The organism is Streptomyces sp. NPDC004752 (assembly GCF_053601275.1).
Genome location: NZ_JBSGBN010000135.1, coordinates 1 through 25,114 on the forward strand (window position 1 = coordinate 1; position 25,114 = coordinate 25,114).

The following is a 25,114-nucleotide window of genomic DNA, read 5'->3' on the forward strand; positions in this document are numbered from 1 at the left end:
CGGGCCGCGGCGAGCGCGGCGGAGCGGTCGGCGAGCCGGTCGGGCTCGGCGTCGGCCGGGGTCCAGGGGAGGCCGGCGGTGTGGGCGTGGTCGGCGACGGTGGCGGCATCGCGGGAGACGGCGGCGTCGAGTTCGGCGGCGAGCCGCGCGGCGTGTTCGGCCTCGGCGCGGGCACGGCCGGTGGCTGCCGTACGGCGCTCCCGCTCGGCGGTCGCCTGCCGGGCGGTCTGCTCGCAGGTACGCACCAGGCGTTCCAGGTCGGCCAGTTGCTCGACGGCCTGGTAGGCGGCGGAGGAGCGCAGCTGGTCCAGGCGGGCACGCTGGGCGGCGAGCGAGGCGTCGGCCGACTCGGCGCGCGTCTCGGCGGCGGCCTGCGCCTCGCGGGCCGCCGTCAGGTTCGCCGCGGCGGTGCTCAGGGCGGCGGCGCGTTCGGCGGTCTCGGCACGGCGGGCGGTGAGCCGGTCGGCGGCGGTGCGGGCGTGGACCCGCAGATAGGTGGAGTAGCTCGCGAGGAAGGCGCGGGTGGCGTCGTCGGCGGCGGCCAGGCCCTCCAGGGTGCGCTGCACGGACTCCATGTCGTCGAAGGAGCGGGCCGCCTCGGCGATCAGGTCGTCGTCGAGCGGGCGCAGGCCCGCGGTGAGGGTGTCGGAGAGCTTGGCCGGGTCGAGGTTCTTGGCGAGCTGCGGGCGGCGCAACGTGAGGATCAGGGTGAGCAGTTGCTCGTACCGCTCCCGGCCGAGGCCGAACAGGCGCTGGTCGACGGCGGCACGGTAGTCGGCCGTGGAGGCGATCAGCTCGCGTCCCAGCTCGGCGGCGAGCTGCTTCCTCGTCATCGGCCGGTCGTCGTGGGTGAGGAGGGAGAAGTCCTCGCCCACACGGCCTTCGGCGACGAAGTGCCACCGGGCGGGTGTGTCCCGGTGCCGCTGGGCGTGCAGCCCGATGCCGCAGGTGACGGCCTCCCCGGTCTCCCGGTGGGTGAACTCCATCCAGACGTAGCCGAGCGCGCTGTCCTGCCCGCGGAAGAGCAGGTTGGACTTCATCGTGCGGTCCTCGGCGGCGAACGGGTTGAGCCGCTTGGGGTCGATACGGCCGTCCAGGACGAAGGGGAAGAGGACTTCGAGGGCCTTGGTCTTGCCCGAGCCGTTGGGCCCACGCAGCACCAGCCAGCCGCCCGCGAAGGAGAACTCCTCGTCCCGGTAGTCCCACAGGTTGATGATCCCGGCGCGGGTGGGGACGTAGCGGGCTGCCGGTGTGGGAGCGGGAGTGCTCACGGAGTCGGGTCCTTGGCGGTTTCGTCGTCGAACAGAGCGGTCTGGGCGGGTGGTTGGGGGGCCGTACGGGTCTTCACCCGGGCGGTGACCCCTCGATAACGGGCGAGCAGAGGCAGCGCGAGGGCCCCGCCGTCGACCCGGACGATCAGCGACATGGCGGCCAGCAGGTCGAGAGCCTGGCCGAGCAGCCGGTCCGGGTCGCCGCGCAGATCGGCGGCGAAGCCCGCGCCGTACTCGCCGATGATCTCCTTGAGCCTGCCCCGGAGCCAGGAGTCCGTGACGAAGGGGTACCGGGTCTCGCCCGGCTCGTGATCCGCGTCGGCGACCGTCTCGTACGCCGACTCCTCATCGGGCTCGGCGAGTTCGGTGAGTTCGGCGACCGTCCCACGCGACGGCAGCGCGCCGTCGATACGCCGGGCGCGGGCCGCGAGGCGTTCGGCGGCGGTGGGCGCGGGCAGCAGTTCAAGGGCGTGCCGTCCGGAGCGCTGGACTGCGGCACTGATCCGGGCGGCGAGGAGCAGCGCGGCCTGCGCGACGGTTCCGCCGCCGGGGAAGCGGAGGTCGGACAGCCTGCCGGAGGTGTCGACGAGCGCCACGCCCTCGGCCCGCCGCTCCACCGTCAGCCCGGTCAGCCGCTCCAGGTCCTCGGCGAGGGCGGGGGCCCGCAGCTGGCCCAGGAGTTCGGCATCGGCGTCGGCGTAGTACGCGACCGGGTTCTCCAGCACAAGGCGGCGGGCCCGGCGTGCCTGGTCACGGCGCTGGGCGGCGCGGCCCGCGGACAGACCCAGCGCGCCGGAGGAGTCGAGGAGCGAGGTGACCGAGGTCAGGTGCTGGAGCACGCGGGTCGGGTGGTGGACGGCGAGGAGGATCTCACGGTCGATGTCGTACAGGGCCTCGGCACGCTCGGGATCGCCGGCCCAGGCGGTGGCGGAACCGTCGGCGAGAGTGAGCGCGCCGCGTTCGGTGAGCCAGGTGACGGCGTCGACGAAGGCGTCCCGGTCGGGTTTGCGGGCGGTGTCGAGGCCGAGCCCGTCGATGCGTACGGCGTCGGCGGCGACCGCGTCGGCCAGTTCGCCCAGCGCCACCTGGGCGCCGTGGCGGCCGAGGGCCGCGAGAGTGAGGACGAGGTAGGCGTAGCGGCGGCGGTCGAAAGGGCGTCCCGCGCGGGTGAGGGCCGGGCGGGTGGCATCCAGGCCGTCCTGGGCGCGCTGGAGGCGGGCGGTGTCGGCGGTGGTCACGAGCCGGTGGCCGAGCACGTCCATCAGGTCGGTGCGCAGCTGATCGGCCCAGCGGCGCACGGTCGACAGCGCCGCCCTGTCCGGGTACCCGGACGTGACCAGCGGGTGCCGCAGTACGAGCCGTACCGCCTTCTGGTAGTCGGCGAGTTCGAGCGGGGAGACGCCCTCGGCAACACGGCTCATACGACGGCCTCGCTCATGGGGTGACCTCCAGGCGCAGCCCGTCGAGATGGAGACGACCGCGCACGGTGTCGACGGTGGTGGAGCTCTCGGCGGGGGTGAGGGTGAGCCGCACCCCATGGGCAGAGCCGGAGGCGGCGGTGACACGGCGGCTGGCGGGGACGCGGGCGGCGAGCGTCACGTCCAGCAGAGCGAGCAGGGCCCGCGTCTCCGGCTCGTCGAGCGTCCGGCCGTACACGCCGTCCGACGCGAGGGAGTTCGCGGCACTGCGACGCTCGGCCTGTTCCTTGAGCTGCTCGGCACGCAGCAGGGCCCGCCGGTCGTCGTCGCGTTCGATGCGGCCGGGACCGTGCAGGGCGGGGGTTCGGCCGGACTGGACCAGGGTGCGGGCGAGTTCGACCGGCTCGGCCTCCCACCACGACGTACGGGACGGGATCCGCTCGGGGTCGGCGTACGGGACGGCGATGTGGCGGGGCGCGCCCAGCCCGAAGACCGCCTGGAACAGGGCGTGCGCGTCCTCGTCGCTCTCGCAGGAGGTGAACCACTGGGCGAGATGGCGCAGTTGGCTCTCCCGGCTCACCCCGCCCCGGCGGGCCTCGGTGACCCGGCGCAGCAGGGCGAGGACGGAGCGGATCGCGGTGACGGTGGCGTCCTGCAACCGCTCGGTCTCGCTGTGCTCACGCTCCGCGAACCAGTGGACGATGCCGTCCCACCGGTACCGCCAGTCCGCGAGGCGCTCGGCGGGGCTGCGGAAGAGCCGCTCGTCGGCCTCGGCCGCGTACTCGATCATGCGGTCCACACCAGTGGCCGCGGCCTTCTCGACCGCCTCGGCCAACAGCGGTGCGTAGCGCCCGAGTTCGGCCGTGAACTCCCGCATGTGCGCGAGGAGGGTGTCCTTGTGGGCGAGGAACACCTCGGGCCGAGTGTCGTTGGTGCGCGCCAGGTCGCCCAGCATGAGGTAGAAACGGGCGGCACGCTGCGCCATCTCGTTCAGCACCGAGTCGAGCCGGCCGAGCTTGCGGTACACCTCCTCGCCGTCGCCGACCGTGTTCGCCTCGGCCAACGCGCGCAGGTCGCCGAGGATGTCGGGGAAGACGAGACGGGAGAGCTGGGCGTCCTCCAGACTCGCCCCGAGCACGTCCTCCACGGCCCGGTACGCCCGGTACCCGGCCTGCGTGAACTGGTACACGTAGTGCCGGTTGCGGTACTCGGCCAGGTTCGCGGCGCGCGTCCCGTCGTACGACCGGTCCAGGACCTGCCACTCCGCGAGCGCGTCGAGCAACGGCTGAACGCCGGCTGTACCGCCGACGGCGCCCGCGGCGGGATGGTCGGCGGCGAGCCGCTCCAGCAGCCCCACCACGTCCGAGGCATGCAGCAGTACCTGGTAGTTGGCGCGTCCGCGGTCGAAGGCCCGCAGCAGCCACAGGTACTCGTGCCGCTTCTCGCCAGCGGCGAAGTGGAACAGCCGCAGCCGGTCGTCGAGGGAGAACGCGTCGATACCGAACGCGCCCTCGTCGACGGAGTCCGGGACGTCGAACTCGTCAATCACGGAACTGTGGGCTTCCCTTCTCCCCTGTTTCGGCCGATACACGTCCGGCCGGACGTGTACCACCGGATCCACACCAGTCTGCCGCACCCCGATCGGTGCGTGTGAGCCGCTCCTCGGCCCATGCCACTTGTGCTACTGTGCGCCCGTTTCACGCTCCCTGCCGGGCGGTGGTCGCAGTAGGGAACCGCCCTGCGGCCGGCTCAGCGGCGGATCGCCGCGTACGCCCCGAGCCACCCCGTCCCCAGCCGGTCACCGCCCCTGGTGAAGACGGCCGCCCCACTGCTGCCGGCCGAGTTGTCCGACGGATCGTCGGGCGGCAGGAGCAGGGTGGTCGCCTCGCCGTCGCCGCTGTGCAGGGTGGTGGTCGCGCCGTTCCACAACCGGATCACCGAGCCCGGCGGGGCCGCCACCCGGAACCTGTCCTCCCGCAGGTCCAGGCGGACGCCGGTGGCACGCTCCGCGAGCAGCGCGCGGTAACGGTCCGGGGGCAAGGCGCAGTCGTTCGGCGGTGTCGTCCCACTCCAGTCGGGGGCGTCGACGCCGCGGGCGCGGGCCGCGCGCCACATCCGGGGAACGAGATCGGGCGCGAGCGGGGCGGTGGCCATCCGCTCGCACATCCACAGCAGCCGTCCGGCCCCGCGGCCGGGCCCCAGTGCGCGCCACCGGATGCGCTGGGCCAGGTCACCGGCGACGACGGCCGCCCACGGGTGGACCGTGCCGATCGGGCCCTGCGCGCCAAGCCAGGCCAGGGGTGCCGCCGCACCACCTCGGCCACGGACCCCTCCGCACCCGTCCCCGACTGTGCCGGGACACCCTCGTCCGTCACTCCGTCCACGCCGCGCATACCCGCGACTGTGACATGTCGTGATCCACACCCGCCGGCGGTTCCCACGTCTTCCACCACTACCTATGGGTCCCACTACCATGGGCGCGGCCTACGCTCAACCGGCCAGGGGAGTCACGGCCTCGCGACGCGGACGCCTACCGACGGCGCCTTGTCGAGCGGCCACGACAGCACGGCGCCCTGACCGGTATCCGCCGAGCCCACGTCATCCCGCACCGTGCACCAACGCCGCAAAGATGGGCCCCGGCAGGTTCGGCCGTCACGGCTGTTGTCGTAGGTCGCGAGGTCCAGGGCCGACGGAGCCGAGGCCGCCAAGACGGTCGCCGGCGCGGTCGACGCGGCCGGTCACGCGTACACGACCGCGCAGGCGGCCGAGGACGCCGGAGCCTCCGCGCAGCAGGTCGCGGCACCGGCCGACGACGCGATCCAGCTCGGTTCGCCCTACGGGGACGGCCGATAGTGAAGCAGCGCGTCGTCGCCCACGCCCCCGGAAAACCCGGCCGGCCGCGCGATTGTCCGGATGGCACAACTCCCATGCGGAAACCGCGAGGCTGACCGAGGAGTCATCCGCACGACCTCTGCACGCCTGGCCACCAAATGGCCACCAGCTCGAACCGGACGGGACCGGGAAATCGACAGCCATGAACAAATGCCGAGGTCACAGCCCCGCGATCCGCTACCGACACTGGCCGTCAACCTCAGACCTACGCATTGCGATGCACAGACCGCACGCACCCGATTAGCCCGAATTCCAAGGTCAGCCAATACAATAAGCTCCAGGTCAGAGGACTGGCCTGAGGTTCACCATGGAGCCGCTTTCGGGATTCGAACCCGAGACCTACGCATTACGAGACCGTGAGGGATCGTGTTGCGTGGTGCCCGGTCGTGCTGCTGAGTGACGTTTTTCCTGATCAGACCATGTGCGGATGGTTGGTCTGTGCCACCTCGTTTTACGTGGTCCAAAGGCGTCCGACCACCGGCTGGCCACCGAGACGGGCGCCGCCGACAGCAAAGAACCGGATCACCTGGGTTGTCGGCCTCCCACAGACCCTCCTGCCAGCGTCACCGAGACAGCCTCATCGTCGTACGAGGGTACCGATAGCCGCAAGGAAAACATCACGCCTCAAGCAGGGCGCCGATGTCATCATGCGCTGGTGGCGCCGCTACGACTAGGACTTGCATAACCCTGTCGCCGAGACGGTCAACATCCCTGCGTTCGAAGCCGCCTGCTCCTTGACCTCGTCCGGCACGGCCCTGACGGACCACTCCCCCAGATTGAGGAAGGCGGCGAACGCAGGACTCATCTCCATCAGATCGCCATCAAGATGCCAACCCCGTTCCTCCAGAAGACCGACACTCCGCCGCAGTTCCTCTTTGCCCGGGATCAACCTGATGCCCGATTCTTCGTTTCGTGCGGGACGAGCGGGCAGGTCGTGGCGACGTCGGTCGGCTACGGCCGAGGCCGGGTGGACAAGCCTGGCTCGGTCTCGGTCATGCTCCCGCGGCCGGCCGGCCAGCCGCTTGAGCTTGAGGCGGACGTTGTCGATGTTGTTGGGTGCGACCGCCAGGTCCAGGCCTCGCACACCTGTCGGGCCCGCAGCGGGTGGTCGGCCGCGGTGAACACCGCCATGATCTGCTGGTAGGCCGGATGGTCCGGCAGTTTCGGTGTCGGCGGCGCGGGCGGCCCGGGGTCGGGCAGCTCCAGCAGTGTCTTGCGGGTGATCCGGACTTCTTCGTCGGCCCGGCCGGGTTCGTCGAGCTGTGCGGTCAGAACACCCGGGCCCAGATCGCCCTGATGCGAGCCGACCCGCAGACGAGGGCGCTGTGGGAGATGCTCTCCGACCTGATGGACCTTGACGACGCCCACCGGTACGTCGCCGACATGCTCGCCGGCGTGGACGTCCGGTACGACCTGGGCGACGACGACCACCGGCTCGTCGGCACCCTGTGCCCGGACATGAAGTTGACGCTGGTGCGGCCCGCCCCGGACGTCGTCACCGCGGTGACCCGGTCGGCGGACCTGCTGCGTGAGGGGCGTGGGCTCGTGCTCGACCTCGTCGACCGCGCGGAGGTCCGCGACGCCGCGGCCGCGTGGACCGGACGGGCCGACACCGTCACCGCCCGCGCGGACCGGGTGGACGTCGACGCGTTGCTCATCCGGCCCGACGGCTGTGTCGCCCGGGCCTTGCCCACCGGGCAGGACCTCGACGCCACCACGCTGGTGCGTGCGCTGGGCACATGGTTCGGCCAACCGGCCTGAGCAGCGTATTAACAGTCGTCTCAGGCTCGCTCGCTACGAAGTAGGCGTCCAGACAAGCGATGCAACCCGTATGTAGGAGGCTAGTGATGGCAGTCGACGCAGCGCCGTCCGGGGAAGCGCCGGCCGGTCGGTTGGCAGGCCGGTGGATGCCGTGGTTAGTGATTGGCTTGTGGCTGGTGCTGGCGGCGGGCATGGTGCCGCTGAGCGGAAAGTTGAGCTCGGTCACCACCGACAGCGCCGTGGACACCCTGCCGGCCAGTGCCGAGTCCACCAAGGTGGCGGTGCTGGACGACAGTCTCCCCGGCGGTGACAACAACACGTTCGTCTTCGTGTACCACCGCGCCGGCGGTATGACCGACGCCGACCGCGCGACGGTCGAGCGCCACTACAACACCCTTGCCAAGCGGTACCCGCCGAAGGCGACGGCGGCGGCCGGCGAGGACGACGAGGGCTCACCGACGAGCCCCTCCACCGACCGCAAGGCGATGATGTTCACCCTCGAGGTGAGCACGGCCTACGGCGCACCGGAGGACCTCGTCGGCCCGTTGCGTGACGCCGCGAAGGACCGCCCGTCCGGCCTGGAACTCGACGTGACCGGCCCGGCCGCGATCGACGGCGACATGGATGCCGTCTTCGACGGCATCGACGTGCAGGTCCTCCTCACCACCATCGTCGTCGTCACGCTCCTGCTCATCCTCACCTACCGCAGCCCGGTGTTGTGGATCATCCCGCTGGTGGCCGTCGGCGCGGCCGCACTGACCGCGATGGGGACCGTCTACCTGCTCGTCAAGGGCTTCGGCATCGTGGTCAACGACCAGAACTCGGCGCTGCTGACGATCCTGGTGTTCGGCGTCGGCACGGACTACGCGCTGTTGCTCATCGCTCGATACCGGGAGGCACTGCACCACCATGAGAACGTCCGGGTCGCGATGGTCCACGCGCTGCGCGGCGCGGCGCCGGCCATCGTCGCGTCCGCGGCCACCGTGGTCGCCGGCCTGCTCTGCCTGCTCGTCGCGGACCTGAACAGCACCAGCGGGTTGGGCCCGATCGGTGCGGCCGGCATCCTGTGCGCGCTGGTGGCCATGCTGACGCTGTTCCCGGCGGTGCTCGTGGTGCTCGGCAGGCGGATCTTCTGGCCGGCCATCCCGCGGTTCAACGCGGCCGTGGCGGAGAAGCCGGGGCTGTGGGGACGGCTCGGCACCGCCATCGGCCGCCGCCGGTGGGTGGCGACGCTCGGCTCGCTCGGAGTCCTCGGCGTGCTCGCCCTCGGGCTAACGGGCAACACCGGCGCCCTGCGGGAGCAGGACCAGTTCCTGTCCGCGCCCGAGTCGGTCACCGGCTTCACCGTTCTCCGCCGGCACTTCCCGGAGCTCGGCGGCCAGCCAATGACGATCTTCACGCGGCCGGCGCACCAGGAGCGGGTGCTCGACATCGTCAAGGACACGCGCGGTGTGGCCCTGGCCATCCCGGAGCAGACCAGCGGTGGCTGGGCCAACATCTCCGTGTTCCCGAAGGACGCGCCGGACACCGTCGCCGAGTACGACACGATCAAGCGGGTGCGCACCGCCGTGCACGCGGTGAGCGGGGCGGAGGCGATCGTCGGCGGGCCGAGTGCGGAGAACCTCGACACCGAGGTGACCACCAGCCGCGACGAGAAGCTGGTGATCCCGCTGGTGCTCGCTGTCGTCCTGATCGTCCTCGGGCTGCTGCTGCGCGCGATCCTGGCCCCACTGGTCCTGATGGCCACCGTGATCGTCTCATTCGCCGCAGCCTTCGGCGGCAGCGTGTTCGTCTTCGACACGATCCTCGGGTTCAAGGGTGTCGACTACTCGGTGCCGCTGCTGGCATTCCTGTTCCTGGTGGCGCTCGGCGTCGACTACAACATCTTCCTGACCAGCCGGGCCCGGGAGGAGACCGTGCGTCTCGGCACCAGAGAGGGCATGCTCAAAGCCCTCTCGGCCACCGGTGGCGTCATCACCTCGGCAGGCCTGGTCCTGGCGGCCACGTTCGCGGTCCTCGCCACACTTCCGCTGGTGATGCTGATCGAGGTCGGGTTCCTGGTCGCCTTCGGCGTGCTGCTCGACGCCCTGCTGGTGCGGTCGGTCCTGGTGCCCGCCCTCACCTTGCTGATCGGCCGGCGGATCTGGTGGCCGAGCCGGCTGTCCCGGCCGGCGGCGGAGCTGCCGGACGGTCAACAGCCGCTCGCCGACGACGAGGAGCCCGCGCTGCAACGGTGAGCGCGGCGGCACGGACGAGATCCGGGACGGGGCCCCAGGCCCGTCCCGGATTTTTTTCATGGGCCCGACGGTCGCCGCCCTTCGGTCCTACGCCACGCGCCGGGGCTGGGGCCGGCGCACCCCGGTGTCCTGCCCCAGGGGAGGGCCGCTTGTCCTGCGCCGTGCTGCCGGGGCTGGGGTCGGCGCATCGTGGTGTCCTGCCCCGACAGTGAGCCGCGCGGGGCCATGCCCGGGGGCCGCCATCCCTTGTCCCGCGCCGCGCCGCCAGGGCGGGTCAGCGCACCGCGGTGTCATCCGCGGCGGTGAGCCGCGCGATCGGCGCGGCCGGAAGGTCGACCCGAAGCAGCGCGCCACCGCGTGCGGAGCGGGCTACGGTGGCCCGGCCGCCGTGGGCGTCGACGACCCGCTGCACGATCGACAGCCCCAGACCGGATCCCGGCAACGCCCGGGCGCTGTCGGCACGGTAGAACCGGTCGAACACCCGCGGTACGTCGGCGGCGTCGATGCCCGGCCCGGCGTCGTCGACCTCGAGCACCGCCGACGAGCCCTCGGCCCGGAGCCGGATCTGGACCGGCTGGTCCTCGGGGGACCACTTGCCGGCGTTGTCGATGAGGTTGAGCACCGCCCGCTCGAGCGCGGCGGGACGCCCGCTCACCGACACGGAGGCCACGTCGAGCGCGACCTCGATGCCGGGCACGCGGGAACGCGCCCGGGTCGCGGCGGCCACCACCACATCGGCGAGGTCGAGCAGCTCGGTGTTCTCGTCGCTCACGTCACCGCGCGCCAGGTCGGTCAGCTCGGCGGCAAGGGTGCTCAACTCGGCCACCTGGGCGCCGAGATCGTTGAGCAGCCGGGTCCGGCTCTCCGCCGGCAGTGCGCTGTCCAGGGTGCCGCGCTGATCGAGCCGGATCAGCAGCTCGGCGTTGAGACGCAGGCTGGTGAGCGGGGTCTTGAGCTCGTGGGCGGCGTCCTCGGCGAGCAGCCGCTGGGCCCGCCGGGAGTCCCGGAGCGCGGCGAGCATGTCGTTGATCGACTGGATCAGCCGCCGGATCTCCCCACCGCCCTCATCCGGAATGTCGGCGTCGAGATCCCGGGTGTGCGCGACACGTACCGCGGCGGCGGTCAGCCGGTCGATCGGTGCCAGCCCGGTCCGTGCCACGGTCCGCCCGACAAGGGCGCCGCCGACCACGCAGAGCAGCCCGATCAGCAGCATGCCCAACCCGAACCGGTTGATCGGGCTGTCGTCGACGACGCGGGCCACCTGGACCGCTCCGTCGCCCGCCCGCAGCGTGTGGATGAGGTAACCGTCCTCGTCGCTGTCGTTCGACTCCATCAGGTCGGCCGACGCGCCCTGCGCCACGCGCTCGGCGTGCTCGCTGACCGGGGGCAGCGCGGGTTGGCCGGCCGGCGTCCGGATCGAGCCGTCGGGCAGGATGATCCGTACCAGACGACCGGATCCGGGATACGGCGGTAGCTGGACCTGCGCCAGACCGGCGCGCTCCGCGTTCGTCGCCAGGACACGGGAGTCGGCGCGCAGCTGATTCTCGGCGGTGTCCCGCAGCTCCCAGTCCAGTAGCTCGCTGGCCACCTGGAAGGCCACGAACACGCTGACCGCGATGGCCGTCGCCGCGATCACCGTCAGCCTGGTCCGCAGGGACCGCCGGCGCCACCATCGGGTCAGCCGGCGCGGTTCCCGGCCGGCGGGCCTGCTCACGGAGGAGTCTCCCGCAACGTGTATCCCAGGCCGCGCAGCGTGTAGATCAATCGCGGCTCACCCTCGGCCTCCATCTTGCGGCGCAGGTAGCTCACGTATACCTGGAGGTTGTTGGCGGTGGAACTCATGCCGAAGCCCCAGATCGCCTCGAACAGCGCGTCACGGGTCAAAACCCGGGTCGCGTTGCTCACGAGGACCTCTAGGAGGAGGAACTCGGTCCGGGTCAGGCGCAGCGGCCGCCCGCCCCGCCACGCCTCGAACCTGTCGGGATCGAGCCGGACGTCGGCGAACGACAGGAGCTGCGACTCTCCGTCGGTCGGCGTGCGCCGACGCAGCAGGGCCCGCACCCGGGCCAGCAACTCCTCGGTGGCGAACGGCTTGGGCAGGTAGTCGTCGGCGCCCGCGTCGAGCCCCGCGACCCGGTCGGAGACCTGGTCACGGGCGGTCAGCATCAGCACCGGCAGATCCCGGCCCGCGGCCCGCAGCCGCCGGCAGGTCTCCAACCCGCCGAGGCGGGGCATCATCACGTCGAGGAGCAGCAGATCCAGCGTGTCACCGCCGGCCCCACCGACCCCGTCGAGCACGGCGAGACCGTTGGCGACGGTGCTGGTGTCGTAACCCTCGACCTGGAGCACCCGCTCCAGCGACTCACGGACGGCCACGTCATCATCCGCGATCATGATCCGCACGCCGGCCCGCCCCCTTCCAGTCGATGTTTTTGCCGCTCATTGTCCCCGATCAACCTGAGGCCAGGATTAGAGCGTCGCTGGGGACCGCGCTGTTACGGATACCTAAGAAATGGAACCTGCCGTCGGCTCATGAGCAGGGGAGGACCAGATGACCAGCATCGAACCAGACAGCAGATCCTCCGCGCCGGTCACGGGCGCTCGGCGTCCCCAGGTGGCTCCCGCGCCCAACCCTCATCATCCTGCGGCTGCTGCCACTGATCCCGGTGCTCCTGGTGACCGTGCTGCCGGCCGCTGTGCTCACCGACGACGACGGCGCCGTGGCCACGCTGAAGCAGAACGCCGCCGGCATACTCGGAAACCACGGTGCTGAGTTTCGCCGTGACGTTCGCGATCACGCCGGTCACCACGGTCACCGGCTGGCGATGGCACCAGATCCTGGCGCGGGACCTCGGGTTGTGGACCTTCGCCCTCGCCGCAAGCCAGCTTCATGAGTCCGACGCAACGCCAGCAACGCCGCTTCAGGAACCGGTCTGTCCAGGTCATACCCAGGCACGACCAGTGTGTCGGCCTGGGCCAGCTCGTCGAGTCCGCGGTCGACATGTAAGGAGACCGTGAGTTGTTCGTCCAGGCCGGCACATCCGTGAGACCTCGCTCTTGGAGATGCCGCTGTCCGCGCCGAGCACCTTGACCAGGTCGTCGACCGAGCGGGTGGACACCCCGTGCACGTACGCCTCCATGATGACGGCGCAGAGCGCCTGGTCGACGCGGCGACGCCGTTGAAGCAGGCTCGGGAAGAAGCTGCCGCTGCGCAGTTTCGGGATGGCCAGGTCCAGATCGCCGGCCTGGCTGGCGAGGGTCTTGTCGCGATGGCTGTTGCGGTTGCCGGTGCGGTCCTGGGTGTGCTCGTTCCACTGGGCACCGATCTGGCCGCTGAGCTCGGCCTCGATCAGCTCCTGCAGCATGACAGCGCGGCTATGGCCACACCGCAACTGTAGTAACTGCTGCCTGCTGAAGAGGAAATGGGCGGCACTCAGTGTCAGTGGGCCCTGGCATGATCGCGGTCATGACGACTTCGATTGTGGAAGAGCTCGTCCTCCGGACGGCCGAAAGGCACGGTGTCCCCGGGCCGGTCGCACAGGAGATACTCATCGGCTCCCGGCCGTGCCTCCACCTGGTCCCCTTCCAGGGCCTGACCCTCGCCCAGCGGGAAGAGGCCCGTCCCGCCGCGCGCACGGGCGGCCTCCCCGCCCTGCCGGACGGCGTCGACTGGCCCGATGGACGCGAACCCCTGGTGCTGACCGTCGACTGTGCGGCGCTCCCTCACGAAGTCCTGGACATCGAACTGCCGCCCGAAGGAAGCCTGTTGTTCTTCACCGAGATCGAGTACGAGCCGGAGTCGTCGGTGGTGCTCCACGTCCCCGCCGACGCGCGGACCACGGAACGTACGGCGACGTACGAACTCGGGGGTGAGCCGGGGCAGGCCACGGTCTACGAACCGGGCGTCCTGTATCCGGTCCCGGGACTGACCGTCGCGCCCGACTGGTACGGCGCCCCCGCGACCAGCGCGTTCCGGAACGGCGGCCCCGACCGGGACGACATCCTGGACCGTTTCGAGGACGCCGTACGGGAAGCGGCAGCGGGCGGTGCCTCACACGGAGTCTCCGTCCAGCTGGGCGGTTTCTCCCGCCCTTGGCAGTCGGCACCGGACGAGGGCGACCTCGTTCTCCTGGCACAGATTCACGGTCAGTCGATCGACCTCGACGTCTACACCCAGACCCTGATCGTCGGCACCCGCAAGGACATCGCTGGGCGCCGGTACGGAGGCCTGGAGTTCGAGCAGCAGGTCTGAGTAGCCCACTGCCTGGCTCACCGCGGCCTGGCGGTGAAATCGACCGCGCACCGGTGTGTTCGGGATAAGACGTCGGTGGGGTCGCCGACGTACCAGCGGAAGGTGTCCGGGTGCCGCTCGGCCTTGTCCAGCCAGCGGGCCAGGCGGTGAAATTTCGTGTGACCTGGGCATTCGTCGTGCAGGGCTGCCATGCCGCACGCGAGGTATCCGTCCCTGCACGTCGGCCATCGTGAGATCAGGTTGGTCAGAAGACCACGGAGTGGCTCAGTTTTGATCCGCGGAGAATTCGCATGATGGTCGCAACGTTGCAGGCTCATGGTGCCAGAGCAGCGGCGATTGCCTGGGCCGGGGTCTGCGAACTCAGTGTTTGGCGGGGTCGGTTGTTCAGCCGGTGCTCGATCCCGTGGAGATCGTCCACGGTGTAGAGAGAGATTCGTGCGCTTGGGCAGGTACTGGCGGAGAAGGCCGTTGACGCGTTCTCGTTCGTGCCACGCTGCCAGGGGCTGCCTGGGCGGGCGACGAAGCCGACGCTTCAGCAGGTCGGCAGCCGTGAGAATGCGGGAGGGCGCGGGGATGCGGGAGCGGCAGTGGATCACCGCTCGCCGGAGCGGACTGGACGCCCCCGCCGAGGAACACCGCTCAGTGCCCCTCCACCCGTTGGGCGGCCATCATCTGCCGGGGTGAACCACCGGGTCGCTCCCCTCGCCGCACCTCACACTGTCCGTGCCGGCGTGACCAACCCGCGTGCCACACAGTGAAGTCGCGGTGTGAATGGGGGTACGGCCCGGGGGAGCGTCTCGGCGATCGAGCCGCCTGCTGATCAGACGGCGACGAGCTCCAGGCCGAAGTAGCCGTTACCCACGGGGTACGTCTTCGACCGGCGCCATCCCGAGGCCGCGAACAGGGCGTCGAACTCGGCCAGGTCGCGTTCCATGCCGTTCGTCGTGGTGAGCATGGCCATGTCCGACAGGGTGGCCAGGTCGGGCTTGCCGATCTCGCCGACGACCATCTCGACGACCACCGCGCGTCCTCCCTCGTGCACGGCGGACCGGCAGTTGCGCAGGATGGTCGTGCACTGATCGTCGTCCCAGTCGTGCAGGATCGTCTTCACCAGGTAGAGGTCGGCCGGGGGAACCTCCACGAAGAAGTCGCCGCCCACTGCGGAGAAACGGCCGGACAGACCGCGCTTGTCGGCCTCGCCACGGGCGGCCTCGACGACGTGCGGCAGGTCGAGGACCTGCCCGCTCAGCCCGGGGTCGGCCTCCAGCAGCGCCAGGACGAAGTCACCGTTCGAACCGCCGACGTCAACGACGGTGGACACACCGGCGGTGGACACGGCGGCCACGATGCCCTGCGTCACCAGGCCCGACAGGTCTCCCATCGCCTGGGCGAAGAGGGCCGCTTCCTCGGCGTTCTCCGGCTTCGCGTAGTGCTCGAAGATCTCCATCCCCAGCGCCTTCTTGGTCTGGGTCCTGCCTTCCCGCACAGCCTCGGAGAAGGTCGCCCAGGACTGCCAGAGCGCCTGGCCGGTCTGGGCCAGCACCAGGGAGCGCATGGAGCCGGGGACCCCGGAACGCAGCAGGCGGCCCCGGCCGGTGAGACCGAAACGACGGTCCCCCTCGTAGCTCAGCAGGCCGATCGAGGAGGCCGCGCGCATCAGACGGTACGTGGCCTGCGGATGACTGCCCTCGCGCTCGGCCACCTCCTCGGCCGTCATCGCTCCGTCGGAGAGGTGGTCGGCGATGTGCAGCGCCGCTATGCCCCTCAGAACCTGGGCGCGGACGAGGCCGATCAGCAGGTCGAAGACAGCGGCGGCATCGGCAGCCGGATCGCTCGACGGAACGTCGGTGCCGAGATTGGTGTCAGACATGACAGCTAGAACCCTTCAGTACTCACCGTGAGGCGGAAGCATGGAAGCAAGCGCGCTGTCTCTTTCTCCGCGCGTTGCGACATCGTTGTCCGCCTCGCTCACCTTAGGGAGACCGCGGCGGCGTGCGCTTGTACGGCAGCGTCACTCTGATGGAACGTCGGTGCCGGGCGATGCGGGCCGTGGTGGAATCAGGCCGCGAGGGTGCGGCGGTCGTCGGCAGGACGAGGTGAGGGAGGCGTTGAGATGAACGACACGGAACGCACGGAACCTCAGCCCGACGGACCGGCACCAGGAAGGAAGTTCTTCGTCGACACGACGGCCCCGACTACCACGACTACCACGACTACACCGACTGCCGCGCAGAACGGCTTCGACGTCTTCCGGCGTGCGTGGGAGTCGCAGATCGGAGACGCGCTCCCGCTGCCGCCCTGGGAGCCGGTGGGATCGGGTGAGTTCCGGGTCCGGGTCCGTGCGTCACAGGTGAACGACACAGTGATCTCGGGCGTCTACGGCGAGTTGATGGCCGGCGGCACCCGGGGCGCCTCCCACCACCTTGAGGACCGGGTCCTGGTGCATGTGATGGGACGCGGCGAGTGGCGCTTCGTCTCTCCGCGCGACCGGGACGAGACCGCCGTACCGGCTGGGCAGTTCATCGTGCGCCACAACGGCCCTCCGGCCCGCTTCGAGTTGGCACCGCATTCGACCGCGAAGGTACTGATCCTGCCGGCCACGCCGCTCAGTCCGCTGATCCGCGACCGGGCGACCGTCGGCCCGGCCGACTCGCCCGAACTACGACTGCTCATGGCGTACACCGAGATAGTCGAGGCGACGCTCGACGACCTGACCCCCGCCGGTGCACGAGCCGCCCGCAACTCCCTGCTCGAACTGGTCAAAGGGGTGCTCATGCAGACATTCGACGACACCGAACCCCTGCTGGCCCCCGCGTTGGCCCAGGCGGCCAGGGAGATCGCGGACAGCCTTCTCACCGACCCCGACCTCTCCCCCGCGACTCTGGCCCGCGAACTCAAGGTCTCCGTACGGACGTTGTACCGGGCCTTCGCCGAGACCGACGACTCGGTGGCCACGTACATCCGCCGCAGACGCCTGGAGCAGTCCCGCCTCGAACTGACGGCACCGGGCACCCGCCCGAGCGTGTCGGAAATAGCCGCACACTGGCAGTTCGCCGACAGCAGCCACTTCGTCCGCGCCTTCAAGAAGGAGTACGGCCAGACACCCGCCGAATACGCCCGCAGTCAGAAGTGACCTGCGGATCGGGGACTACTTCAGGCGCTGGCCACGCAGGTCAGGACCGCTCCGCCGACTGGGCCCTCATGACAGGGCTAACCCCCGAGGTCTTCGATCCCACGGCAGAAGGCGCTCAGGCCGTGAGCGCTGCCGACGGCGGGTCCTACGGCGGGGATTCCGAAACCAAGCTTCAAAGTGATCCTCCGGGAACAAAAATGAGCGATCGCTCTCTATAGTGGCGAACCTCGCCTCGGCATGATCGAGGTCCGCGTGGGAGGCCGCCCTCAGCGATTTACTGGCCGAACGAGGCCGAATAAGGCGTGACTCCGCGAGGAGGAGCAGGCCATGCCGAGAGTGAGCGCCGAGTGCCGAGCCGCCCGCCTTGCGCGACCATCTCGCCGACCGCATTCGCGACACACGCCCACCCCACGCCACAGCAGACGATCAGTCGCACACCGTCCTTGCCGACGTGATGCTGGCGACGCTGGTCGGCTACGCCAGCCTCGTCGCGGCCGGCTACGACCTCGCCCCGGCTGCGTTCCAGCAGAACCTCGAACACCTACTGGATCTCGCGGTCCCCCAGGGGCAAACAAAGTAGGCAGCCGACCCGTTGTCGGCGACCAATGAGGGAGGCAATCACCCACCTCCGGATGGTGTCCCGCCGAGTGGTGCAGCGGCGATCTCTGCGTAGCCCCTGCCCCTGGCCATGGGTGGTCATCGAGCAACTCTCCGAGTAGCGATGCTCGTTGAAACGAGAGGTGACGCGATGGCCTTGTCCTAGCATCCGCGGTCGGGGCCATCGGGCCTGCCGAGCGGAGATGGCGGACCAGCCGCCCGGCTCGGTGCCGCCCAAGCGTTGATGTCCGGCTACAGTCGCGACAAGTTTCCGCACTGGATCGAGCAGGGCAAGCACTGCAATACCCGTGAGCCGTGCTGCGCGGGGACGGCACCGCTGTCACACAGGACGACAAGTGCAGGGCGGCTTCCGGTCGTGGGGCCGGAGTGTATGACGGCGCGGTGACGTACTGGAGTGCCATGTGAACGCTACTCGGAGACGTTCCTGGCTGCCGCAGAGGTCCCGGCCGCCCTGACGCGTGGCGAACCGGGCCGTTGCGGCCCTCCGTCAGGTGCGTCGGTGGTGGGGTGTCAGGGTGCGCCCAGGTATGTGGTGGCCTGGACGTCGTGCAGGTGTATGAGGATGTCGTGGGCCTTGCCGAGGGCGGCCGTGTATTCCACGGGGTCGGGCCATCCGGCGCCGATGTTCCAGACGGCACGCTCCTTGCCCAGCCACTCGCGCACCGGTTCGGGGGCCGTACGCATGTCGAGGATGTAGTCGTCCCGGCGGGCTTTGTCCAGGGTCTGCTCGTTGGAGCCCGGCTTCGCGCCATCCACGTGGTAGCTGCGTATCACGTTGTCGTCGGTGCCGAACGCCTTGAAGGAACCCTTGTAGAACGAGAAGCCGATGCTGGCGTAGCGGCTGCCCAGCGCGTCGCGGAGAAAGGAGCCCTGGGTCTTGGGGTACCGCGTGTCGAACGAGTCGTAGGACACGTGGGTGTTGTGGGCCGACAGCAGGACCTTGTTGCCCGTGTGCCGGTGCCACCACGCCACGTTCTCGGCCATCACCTGGTCGCGGAGTTTCATCATCTGGGCGATCTGATTTTCGTCGCCGAGGTCGAAGGCAAAGCCCCTGGCCATCTGGTGGATGGCCAGGGCGTGTTGTGTCATCCACAGGTGGTTCTGCTTGTCACCGGGGCCGGGGCGTTGTGCGCGCAGGAGAGCGTAGACCTTACGGGTCCGCTCCGCCCGCGCCTGGCGCTCGGCGAGCGGCAGCTTCGCGTACTCCTCGGCGAAGGTGCCGGCGTCGGTGGTCGGAGCCAGGCCCCGGTACAACTCGGTTACCGGCTCCAGCAGTTGCGGGTATTTCTGCGATACGTAGTCAATGACCCGTGCGTACAGTTCCGGGCCGGCATAGCCCATGTCGTTGCCCATGAAACGGACCGGGTCGCCGGGGTGGTGGAGGTTGTAGCCGCGCATCCACGTGATGAGGTCGACGTAGTCCTGGTTGTTCCAGATCCGGTAGGAACCCTGGAACTCCTCACGGGCGATGTCCTTGAGGTTGCCCTTGCCCTGCACCACGTACTCGTCGATCCGCACACCGCTGCTCCAGGGGAGTTCCAGGCTGAAGGTCCTAAAGCCCTTCTCCTCGACCAGATAGCGGAAGACCCGGTGCTTCATGCGGAAGAAGTCCCGCGAACCGTGGGTGGCCTCGCCCAGCCCCACCACCTCGGCGCCCTTGAGCATCCGGCCCAGCGCGTCGAGATCGCGCAGGCTGCCCATGGGGTTCGTGGTCCGCAGGGGGCGGGAGCTGCGGTCGATGCCGGCCACCACACTCTCGCCGCGCTGCCAGGAGGCGGATGCCTTCGAGGCCGGGGCCGGCGAACCGTGCGCCGTGGCTCCCATGGCAGGCGTGGCGACCGCCAGCGCGCCGAGGGAGAGGAGGACCGAGGGGATGATCACTGCCTTGCGTCGGGTCATGCCTACAGATTTCCGTGCGCACAGGGTCGGTCACCAACCCATGTGCTGCCCATCCCGCGGTACAGCAGACGCTACCCCGGGACTCGGGCTACCCTCCTAACCTCGCCGTTTCGGTTGGGGTCATGAGACGTCGCTGATCGACAGCTGTCGGGTGGGCGACGCGATTTCAGTGCTCGGGCATGGTGGGGGCCCGGCGCGGTGGTCGGGTTCTCCAGGTCCTTCGAGTCGTGGGCGGTCAGGTGATGTTGCCGGTCAGCCGGCCGGTCGGGGCAGCGTGGCGAGGCGACGGAAGGCCGTGGCGAGTTCGTCTCTCCAGGGCCAGGTGGCTGATATCCGCAAGTGCAGACGGCGGCCGCCGCGGGTGAGGCGTGCGGCGACGTGCAGCAACCGGTAACGGAGCTTCTTCGGCTCGGCAGCCGCGAGTTCTCCGTCCAGCAGCAGGACGCGCATCCACGACAACAGGTCGATCGCCGTGAGGCTGAGTTCGAGCCAGGCGGAGTTGATGTGGAAGTCGCGGGAGGGGAAGCGGCCGAAGCCGGTGGTCTTGCCGCACCGGATGTGGTCCTCGACGGTGGCGTGCCCGCGGTGGCGGACTTCCAGGAACTGGGCGGAGCCGCCACCGGAGTAGGAGGTGTCGGTGAGAAACACCTGATGACGCTGGCCCTCGTCCTGGTCGAACAGGGACAGCTGGGCTCCGGGGTGCGGCCGTTCTCGGCGCACGATGACGCGGGTGCCGTTCGGATAGCCGTCCAGATCGATCATGCCTGTCAGCTCGGCGACCTCGGCACTCTCACGCAGCGTTCCGTCCTGGTTCAGGGCGGGATACCAGAGGCGGTCGGGCATGGCCCGAATGGCACGGCGGAACGGTTCGGTGATGGCGTATCCGACCGAGAAGGAGGTGTGGATTCCTCGTTTCTGCAGGTCGCGGACGTGGGCGAGGAAGGCTTTCGCGGATCCGGCGCTGTCGGTGCGGATGAGGATGTCGGTGCCGTGCCGGTGGGCGTCAGGAATCTGGGCGAGTGCCTGGTCGAGCACGGTGATGTGGTCGCTCGCGGTGTTGGCGCCGGCGTTCCCGGGCCGCAGCCGGCCGGACAGTGCCTCACCGGTGTTGGCCAGGAAGCACAGCGGCGGGTGGAAGCCGAAGCCGCCCTTACAGGTGGGTGCGGCCTGCGCTTTCTCGGAGTGGCAGGTGATCAGCGTGGCGTCGGGGTCCAGGACCAGACCGGGCAGCATGCGCCCTGCGGCCCGGTCTGCGGGGATGCCCTCACCGTGCTCGGCGGCCTGCAGCCAGGCGGCTTCCCGGGCCTGAGCGCGGGCAGAAGCCAGCGAGGCGAGGGCAGTCTCGTCGACGTCGGCGAGCAGCCGCCAGGCCGTCGGTGTCGAGGCGAGGGAGCCGAAGACTGCTGCCTGGTCCCGCAGTACGGCAAGGTCAGCGATGGCCTCGCCGCCGTCGGCGAGCATCACCGCCAGGTCGGTAGCGATCCGTCCCGGATCATGTCCGGTCCCGCGCGGACGAAGCGGCCTGAGAGCGGTGGAGTACGCGGCGGCCAGCCCGGTGGCATCAGCGAGATCCGCCAGCAGCCGTGCCCCGGCATGCCCGACCACCCCCGAACCATCGGCACTGACCTGAACCCTGGGACGCAACCCGATAGCCCGCACGTAGAAAGTGCCCTCCGCCTGGACCGACAGAACCCCTCAGCAAGGTTCATCGTCCCAGGTCAGGAAGGCACTTTCGTATTCCCCCCTCAACAGCCGCCGTACCCAAGCGAAACGGCGAGGCTAAGCTCGGCGTCTCGCGCGGTGCCGCTCTGACCGCCACCGAGGGAATCCAGGCCGCCGCCGTACTCACCTGGACCGCACCGACCGCGCTCAACGCCTACGCGACGAGCACCGGCCGATACGACGCCGCCACCTGGGGCACCGGCGTGGCCAACGTCGCTACGGGCACCGGCGGCAGCAAGTTCGGTGGGCTCGTCGCCATCGGCAGTGCCGTCGGCCTGGGTGCCTGGGAGCTGACGGACTGATGACCTCCACCGACGCAGAGATAACGCCTGCGCCTTCCGGGAACGCCGTTTCACTCGCCGACGAACCCGACCTCTGGTTCGCACTCCCTCCGGGCTTCATGGAGTTCGACCTTGCCGAGGATGCCGAGGCGCGCATGCTGAGGATGGCGGACGCGACGGACGCGCTCTTCGCGACCGGCACACCGGAGCAGAAGTTCAGCCTCGTCGTGTCGGGCGAGTACATCCTCCAGACGGTGATCGCGGCGGGCGCCGAGCATGTGTCCAGCTGCTTCCTTCGTATGAGCGACGGGGAGCTGTCCCAGGGCACACTGTGCGTGCTCGTGGAGCGGCCCGACACCGGACTGCAGAACCAGGACCGGCAGGGATCGGCCAGGCGCACGGCCATGCAGTGGCGCGGCCTGTATCCGGACGCCGAGATCGGGCTGGTCATGCTGCCGTACGGCATCGCCGCCCTCTGCGTACGCGATCAGGACCTGCAGATACCCGGCGCCCTGTTCGGGATGGACGACTCTGTCCCGGCCACGGTCCGGCAGTTGCAGCTGTGCGTACCGCTGAAGACCGGACCCGGGTCGGCCCTCTTCGTCTTCACGACCGAGGACATCGCACACTGGTCCGAGTACCTCGGGGTGCTCAGCAACATTATGAGGTCGGTCTCGACGGACGAACTGCAGGGGGATGACGGGCCGGTACAGGACGGTCCGGCTGTTGGAGGAACGGAGAAATGAGCATGAGCGGCGTTGCCGAGGATGAGGCACGGAAGAGGCGTACGCGATACCCCGTCCCACTCGCGGTCGGCATCGGCTGCTACGTCCTCGCCGCGATCGCGGGGCTCTTTCTCCTGGCGGACGACTTTGGCCCCGCTCTGCTGGTCCCGCTGTGGATCGTGCACGGCGTACTCCTCATCCTGCTGATCCGGAAGCTGGGCGCCAAAGAGTCCAGCACGTACGCCGCGCTGTTCATCGTGGCCGCCTCGCTGATGTCCGTGTACGTCGCCGCCATGGCCCGCGACGACCTCACACTTCAGCAGCGGGGCGAGAAGGTCACGGCCACGGTCGTGAAGAAGTGGCGCGACCCGGCCGAGGGGCGCAAGAACCGCGACTACAACTACGCGCTGCAGCATCAGGACGGCACCAAGGTGCCGGGACCCGCCATGAAGACGGCAAAGGACCAGTACGACGTCGGCCAGAAGCTGACAGTGATCGAGGACCCCAAGGGCGAACTCCGCCCCAGGACCCCGGGCCAGGCGGACGCGACGGGCGAGGCACTCGGATCGGGTGCGTTCGCGCTTGCCGCGCTCGGTGCCGTCGCCTGGACGACCTGGCGGGGGTCGGACGCTGCGAGGCGCCGGGACGACGGAAAGCCGTCGGCCGGCATGCGCAGGGCGTACAAGGCCGTCACCGGCGACCACACCACGCCGGAAGGGCAGGAGGAGAAGCTCCGCGAGGCCCTGCGCACGTACCCCGCAGACCGCCGCGGCTACATCAAGGTGCAGCCCGAGACCTACCCCGACCTGACGCAGCGCCGGGCCGCCCGGATCGCCTGGGAGATGGGCCTGCGCGCGGAGGCAGCGGGCAACCGGGGCTCGTGGCGCTTCAAGGAGACCGTAATCGAGGAAGTCCCGCACGACTGAGCAAGGCACGTGAGAGGCCATGAGCCCCACTGTCGGGGCTGATAAGTCATCCCCGTCGGGGCCCTGATCCCCACGCTCCGACCATGTCCGCTGACCGCGTCAGCGGCTTCGCCGGCACCGGCATCATGATCTGCCGTGCCACGCATGGCCTGTCTCGCAGCCACCAACCCATCGAGATCCTTGCCCTCCGTCACCAACTACTCTTCCTCCAGCACCAGGTCGGCAAGCCCACGTTCACCGACACCGATCGAGTGTGCAGAGTGGCCACAAGCTACGGGTGCCTCACTGGATGCTGATCCTGTGCTCGTGGACGGGGTTTGAAGGGCATTTTTTGCACCCATCTCTGAATTCCTACACCTTTCGGACTTCGTATCCGTCATCGCCGATCTCGCTGCAAAATCTGAACGGCTCGGACTGGAAGTCATGCATTTCCAATCCACCACCTTCCAAGATTTCACGCGGGATCACGACCCTTCGGATCGTATGCGCCTCGCGATCTCGATATCGTCCTTGAGCGCGCTCAGGCGGGGCGGGGTGGAGTGGCAGAGGGAGACGGGTGGGGACGTTGGTGTGGAGGTGGGCGGTGCGCAGGGCCTGGACGTACATGGCCCACTCGGCCGGGTCGTCGCCTGGTTGGAGGAACGCCGGGATGATTTCCACGGCGTTGGTGTTCCAGCCGCGTCGGTGTGCGGCCCGCGGTGTGGTGGGGTCGCACTTGGTCAGGGCGATCGGTCCTCTGCCTTGGACCGGTTTCGGCGCGAGGCCGTAGTAGAGGCGGTCGTGCAGGGCGAAGAGCCCTTGGGTGATTGCCTGGGGTCGTTCGTCGTCGCGCCCGAATACGTGCGGGACTTCGCGGGAGGCGTCGCGCTCGATGATTCGTACGATGCGCAGGCCGGGGCAGTCCTCGGGGAACCGGATTCCGAGCTGATCAGTGGGGTCGGCTCCCCTGACGTCGTGCGGGTCACGCCCGGCGCTCTGCTCGGGGTCTGCGCCGGGGAGGATGAGGGGCCTTGTCGAAGGCGAGGCGACCTTGCTCACGGGCAAGGGCGAGGTGCAGGTCGGGGTAGGGAATCTCTGACAGGCCGGGGAGATGGTCGGTTGTCCAGCCGCTGGTTTGGATCCGGATGGCGATGGGGACGATGACGCCCTTGATGGCTTCGAGCCAGATGCCGCAGACGTCGGTCGGCTCGCCGCTTGGTGGGGTGTGGAGTCGAGGGATCCGGCCGAGTTGCCGAAGGGCGTCACGGACGGTGTTACCGGCCCTCATCGACTCCTTGGTGCTGACGTCCGGTTCCGGCGCGGTGTCCGTCTCCTCGTCGCTGATGTCTTCGTTGAGTACGACCTCCACGATGTCGTCGTCGGTGAGGAACTCATTCTCGGGTAGCTCCTCTTCGTTCTCGGCTGTGTCGTTGACCGGCAGCATGAACTGGCTGATTCTGCGGTTCTCCGCGAAGCCTGTCCGGATGGTGTTCTTGGGGTCGCCGAAGTGCTTGCCAAGCTCAGCCGAGGGTGCTGCAGTCGGCGAGGAGGCCCTCGGCCAGCACCCGGCCGCGTGAGCCGACGTCGCCCGCGCTCAGCAGATCGCTGAGGCGGTGGATGACCATCAGGTTGGCGATGCCGAGCCTGCGGCCACTGGCGTTGGTCCTGACCGCAGGCCAGGCTACGGACAGCCCACAGTTCATCGCTCCTCGCCGCCTCCACCTGCGCGTCCCGGAAATCTGACTCAAAGACCTTGCGAGAACCGCCCTTGATCACAGCCCGATACGCGTCCTGGCAGGAGGGGTGGCCGGCAAAGGCACGCACGGCTTCACCTGGTATCCGGAGGATCCCCCGGCCCGGTCTCGCTTCCGCTTTCGCGGATCTGCGGCGTGGGGGGGGGGGGGGGGTAGTGGTGTGGCGGAACAGAGCCCGGCCCGCGGCGGGGTGGTCTCATAAAGAGTAATATAATGTTATAATTAAAATCAGTTCAAAAGCTCGAT

Annotated in this window: 19 protein-coding genes and 4 pseudogenes; 7 read left to right on the forward strand and 16 right to left on the reverse strand. The window is 69.5% G+C overall.

Translation table 11 applies throughout. The features are described from left to right. The 5 genes and pseudogenes from ACWEKM_RS37720 to ACWEKM_RS37740 all read right to left on the reverse strand — a co-directional run. A pseudogene (locus ACWEKM_RS37720) lies at positions 1–1,271 on the reverse strand (TIGR02680 family protein); the annotation flags it as partial. After that, positions 1,268–2,692 (reverse strand): TIGR02678 family protein, encoded by a 1,425-nt coding sequence (locus ACWEKM_RS37725; RefSeq protein WP_451625800.1) that lies wholly within the window; start codon positions 2,690–2,692, stop codon positions 1,268–1,270. The gene ACWEKM_RS37725 and the pseudogene ACWEKM_RS37720, both read right to left, overlap by 4 nt. Positions 2,693–2,705: 13 nt before the next feature. Further along, positions 2,706–4,238, reverse strand: a complete 1,533-nt coding sequence (locus ACWEKM_RS37730) for a TIGR02677 family protein (protein ID WP_451625801.1) — start codon at positions 4,236–4,238, stop codon at positions 2,706–2,708. A 200-nt stretch (positions 4,239–4,438) separates the two neighbouring features. Continuing rightward, positions 4,439–4,843 (reverse strand): hypothetical protein, encoded by a 405-nt coding sequence (locus ACWEKM_RS37735; protein WP_451625802.1) that lies wholly within the window; start codon positions 4,841–4,843, stop codon positions 4,439–4,441. 1,408 nt (positions 4,844–6,251) lie between these two features. Then, positions 6,252–6,665: a hypothetical protein gene (locus ACWEKM_RS37740; RefSeq protein WP_451625803.1), complete on the reverse strand. Its 414-nt coding sequence runs from the start codon at positions 6,663–6,665 to the stop codon at positions 6,252–6,254. Positions 6,666–6,730: 65 nt separating this feature from the next. On the opposite strand from ACWEKM_RS37740, the gene ACWEKM_RS37745 reads away from it, so the two are divergent. Together ACWEKM_RS37745 and ACWEKM_RS37750 are read left to right on the forward strand one after the other, a co-directional pair. Continuing rightward, positions 6,731–7,342, forward strand: a complete 612-nt coding sequence (locus ACWEKM_RS37745) for an aromatic-ring hydroxylase C-terminal domain-containing protein (RefSeq protein WP_451625804.1) — start codon at positions 6,731–6,733, stop codon at positions 7,340–7,342. Positions 7,343–7,428: 86 nt separating this feature from the next. Further along, complete coding sequence (locus ACWEKM_RS37750) at positions 7,429–9,579, forward strand: MMPL family transporter (protein WP_451625805.1); 2,151 nt, start codon at positions 7,429–7,431, stop codon at positions 9,577–9,579. Positions 9,580–9,853: 274 nt separating this feature from the next. Here ACWEKM_RS37750 and ACWEKM_RS37755 read toward each other — a convergent pair whose 3' ends face one another. The 4 genes and pseudogenes from ACWEKM_RS37755 to ACWEKM_RS37770 form a co-directional block, all read right to left on the reverse strand. Further along, positions 9,854–11,293 carry a HAMP domain-containing sensor histidine kinase gene (locus tag ACWEKM_RS37755; protein ID WP_451625806.1) on the reverse strand — a complete coding sequence of 480 codons (1,440 nt, stop codon included), beginning with the start codon at positions 11,291–11,293 and terminating at the stop codon, positions 9,854–9,856. Further along, complete coding sequence (locus tag ACWEKM_RS37760) at positions 11,290–11,982, reverse strand: response regulator transcription factor (RefSeq protein WP_451625807.1); 693 nt, start codon at positions 11,980–11,982, stop codon at positions 11,290–11,292. The genes ACWEKM_RS37755 and ACWEKM_RS37760 overlap by 4 nt, the downstream gene beginning before the upstream one ends. Before the next feature lie 188 nt (positions 11,983–12,170). After that, the gene (locus tag ACWEKM_RS37765) at positions 12,171–12,395 is read right to left on the reverse strand and encodes a hypothetical protein (protein ID WP_451625808.1); all 225 of its coding nucleotides are present in this window, start codon (positions 12,393–12,395) and stop codon (positions 12,171–12,173) included. Positions 12,396–12,614: 219 nt separating this feature from the next. Further along, positions 12,615–12,941: pseudogene (locus ACWEKM_RS37770) on the reverse strand (transposase); the annotation flags it as partial. A 104-nt stretch (positions 12,942–13,045) separates the two neighbouring features. On the opposite strand from ACWEKM_RS37770, the gene ACWEKM_RS37775 reads away from it, so the two are divergent. After that, the gene (locus ACWEKM_RS37775) at positions 13,046–13,831 is read left to right on the forward strand and encodes a DUF1963 domain-containing protein (protein ID WP_451625809.1); all 786 of its coding nucleotides are present in this window, start codon (positions 13,046–13,048) and stop codon (positions 13,829–13,831) included. 313 nt (positions 13,832–14,144) lie between these two features. Here ACWEKM_RS37775 and ACWEKM_RS37780 read toward each other — a convergent pair. Together ACWEKM_RS37780 and ACWEKM_RS37785 are read right to left on the reverse strand one after the other, a co-directional pair. Beyond that, positions 14,145–14,342 (reverse strand): annotated as a pseudogene (locus ACWEKM_RS37780) (transposase); the annotation flags it as partial. A gap of 309 nt (positions 14,343–14,651) precedes the next feature. Further along, positions 14,652–15,701: a methyltransferase gene (locus ACWEKM_RS37785; protein ID WP_451625810.1), complete on the reverse strand. Its 1,050-nt coding sequence runs from the start codon at positions 15,699–15,701 to the stop codon at positions 14,652–14,654. 243 nt (positions 15,702–15,944) lie between these two features. On the opposite strand from ACWEKM_RS37785, the gene ACWEKM_RS37790 reads away from it, so the two are divergent. Then, complete coding sequence (locus ACWEKM_RS37790) at positions 15,945–16,964, forward strand: helix-turn-helix domain-containing protein (RefSeq protein ID WP_451625811.1); 1,020 nt, start codon at positions 15,945–15,947, stop codon at positions 16,962–16,964. Positions 16,965–17,328: 364 nt separating this feature from the next. Further along, complete coding sequence (locus ACWEKM_RS37795) at positions 17,329–17,544, forward strand: hypothetical protein (RefSeq protein ID WP_451625812.1); 216 nt, start codon at positions 17,329–17,331, stop codon at positions 17,542–17,544. Between the two features lie 548 nt (positions 17,545–18,092). Here the strand turns inward: ACWEKM_RS37795 and ACWEKM_RS37800 are convergent. Together ACWEKM_RS37800 and ACWEKM_RS37805 are read right to left on the reverse strand one after the other, a co-directional pair. Further along, complete coding sequence (locus ACWEKM_RS37800; protein ID WP_451625813.1) at positions 18,093–19,481, reverse strand: erythromycin esterase family protein; 1,389 nt, start codon at positions 19,479–19,481, stop codon at positions 18,093–18,095. A gap of 252 nt (positions 19,482–19,733) precedes the next feature. Continuing rightward, a complete protein-coding gene (locus tag ACWEKM_RS37805; RefSeq protein WP_451625820.1) occupies positions 19,734–21,170 on the reverse strand; it encodes an IS1380 family transposase in 1,437 nt (478 codons plus the stop codon). Positions 21,171–21,504: 334 nt separating this feature from the next. Between ACWEKM_RS37805 and ACWEKM_RS37810 the strand changes: the two genes are divergently transcribed. Both ACWEKM_RS37810 and ACWEKM_RS37815 read left to right on the forward strand, forming a co-directional pair. Beyond that, complete coding sequence (locus ACWEKM_RS37810; protein ID WP_451625814.1) at positions 21,505–22,230, forward strand: hypothetical protein; 726 nt, start codon at positions 21,505–21,507, stop codon at positions 22,228–22,230. A 2-nt stretch (positions 22,231–22,232) separates the two neighbouring features. Further along, on the forward strand, positions 22,233–23,135 hold the full coding sequence (locus tag ACWEKM_RS37815; RefSeq protein WP_451625815.1) for a hypothetical protein: 903 nt from the start codon (positions 22,233–22,235) through the stop codon (positions 23,133–23,135). A 351-nt stretch (positions 23,136–23,486) separates the two neighbouring features. On the opposite strand, the gene ACWEKM_RS37820 is transcribed toward ACWEKM_RS37815, so the two are convergent. The 3 genes and pseudogenes from ACWEKM_RS37820 to ACWEKM_RS37830 all read right to left on the reverse strand — a co-directional run bounded on the left by ACWEKM_RS37820 (position 23,487) and on the right by ACWEKM_RS37830 (position 24,817). After that, entirely contained in the window at positions 23,487–24,173 is a 687-nt protein-coding gene (locus tag ACWEKM_RS37820) for an RNaseH domain-containing protein (RefSeq protein WP_451625816.1), read from the reverse strand. Continuing rightward, a pseudogene (locus ACWEKM_RS37825) lies at positions 24,097–24,603 on the reverse strand (hypothetical protein); the annotation flags it as partial. The pseudogene ACWEKM_RS37825 and the gene ACWEKM_RS37820, both read right to left, overlap by 77 nt. A gap of 31 nt (positions 24,604–24,634) precedes the next feature. Beyond that, complete coding sequence (locus ACWEKM_RS37830; RefSeq protein ID WP_451625821.1) at positions 24,635–24,817, reverse strand: hypothetical protein; 183 nt, start codon at positions 24,815–24,817, stop codon at positions 24,635–24,637. Positions 24,818–25,114: the final 297 nt, after the last annotated feature.

Coding starts and splice junctions, on each gene's coding strand:
- ACWEKM_RS37735 (WP_451625802.1), bottom strand. CDS start 4,843: ATGGCCACCGCCCCGCTCGCGCCCGATCTCGTTCCCCGGATGTGGCGC.
- ACWEKM_RS37815 (WP_451625815.1), top strand. CDS start 22,233: ATGAGCGGCGTTGCCGAGGATGAGGCACGGAAGAGGCGTACGCGATAC.
- ACWEKM_RS37830 (WP_451625821.1), bottom strand. CDS start 24,817: ATGAACTGTGGGCTGTCCGTAGCCTGGCCTGCGGTCAGGACCAACGCC.
- ACWEKM_RS37775 (WP_451625809.1), top strand. CDS start 13,046: ATGACGACTTCGATTGTGGAAGAGCTCGTCCTCCGGACGGCCGAAAGG.
- ACWEKM_RS37745 (WP_451625804.1), top strand. CDS start 6,731: ATGGTCCGGCAGTTTCGGTGTCGGCGGCGCGGGCGGCCCGGGGTCGGG.
- ACWEKM_RS37750 (WP_451625805.1), top strand. CDS start 7,429: ATGGCAGTCGACGCAGCGCCGTCCGGGGAAGCGCCGGCCGGTCGGTTG.
- ACWEKM_RS37800 (WP_451625813.1), bottom strand. CDS start 19,481: ATGACCCGACGCAAGGCAGTGATCATCCCCTCGGTCCTCCTCTCCCTC.
- ACWEKM_RS37790 (WP_451625811.1), top strand. CDS start 15,945: ATGAACGACACGGAACGCACGGAACCTCAGCCCGACGGACCGGCACCA.
- ACWEKM_RS37810 (WP_451625814.1), top strand. CDS start 21,505: ATGACCTCCACCGACGCAGAGATAACGCCTGCGCCTTCCGGGAACGCC.
- ACWEKM_RS37785 (WP_451625810.1), bottom strand. CDS start 15,701: ATGTCTGACACCAATCTCGGCACCGACGTTCCGTCGAGCGATCCGGCT.
- ACWEKM_RS37725 (WP_451625800.1), bottom strand. CDS start 2,692: ATGAGCCGTGTTGCCGAGGGCGTCTCCCCGCTCGAACTCGCCGACTAC.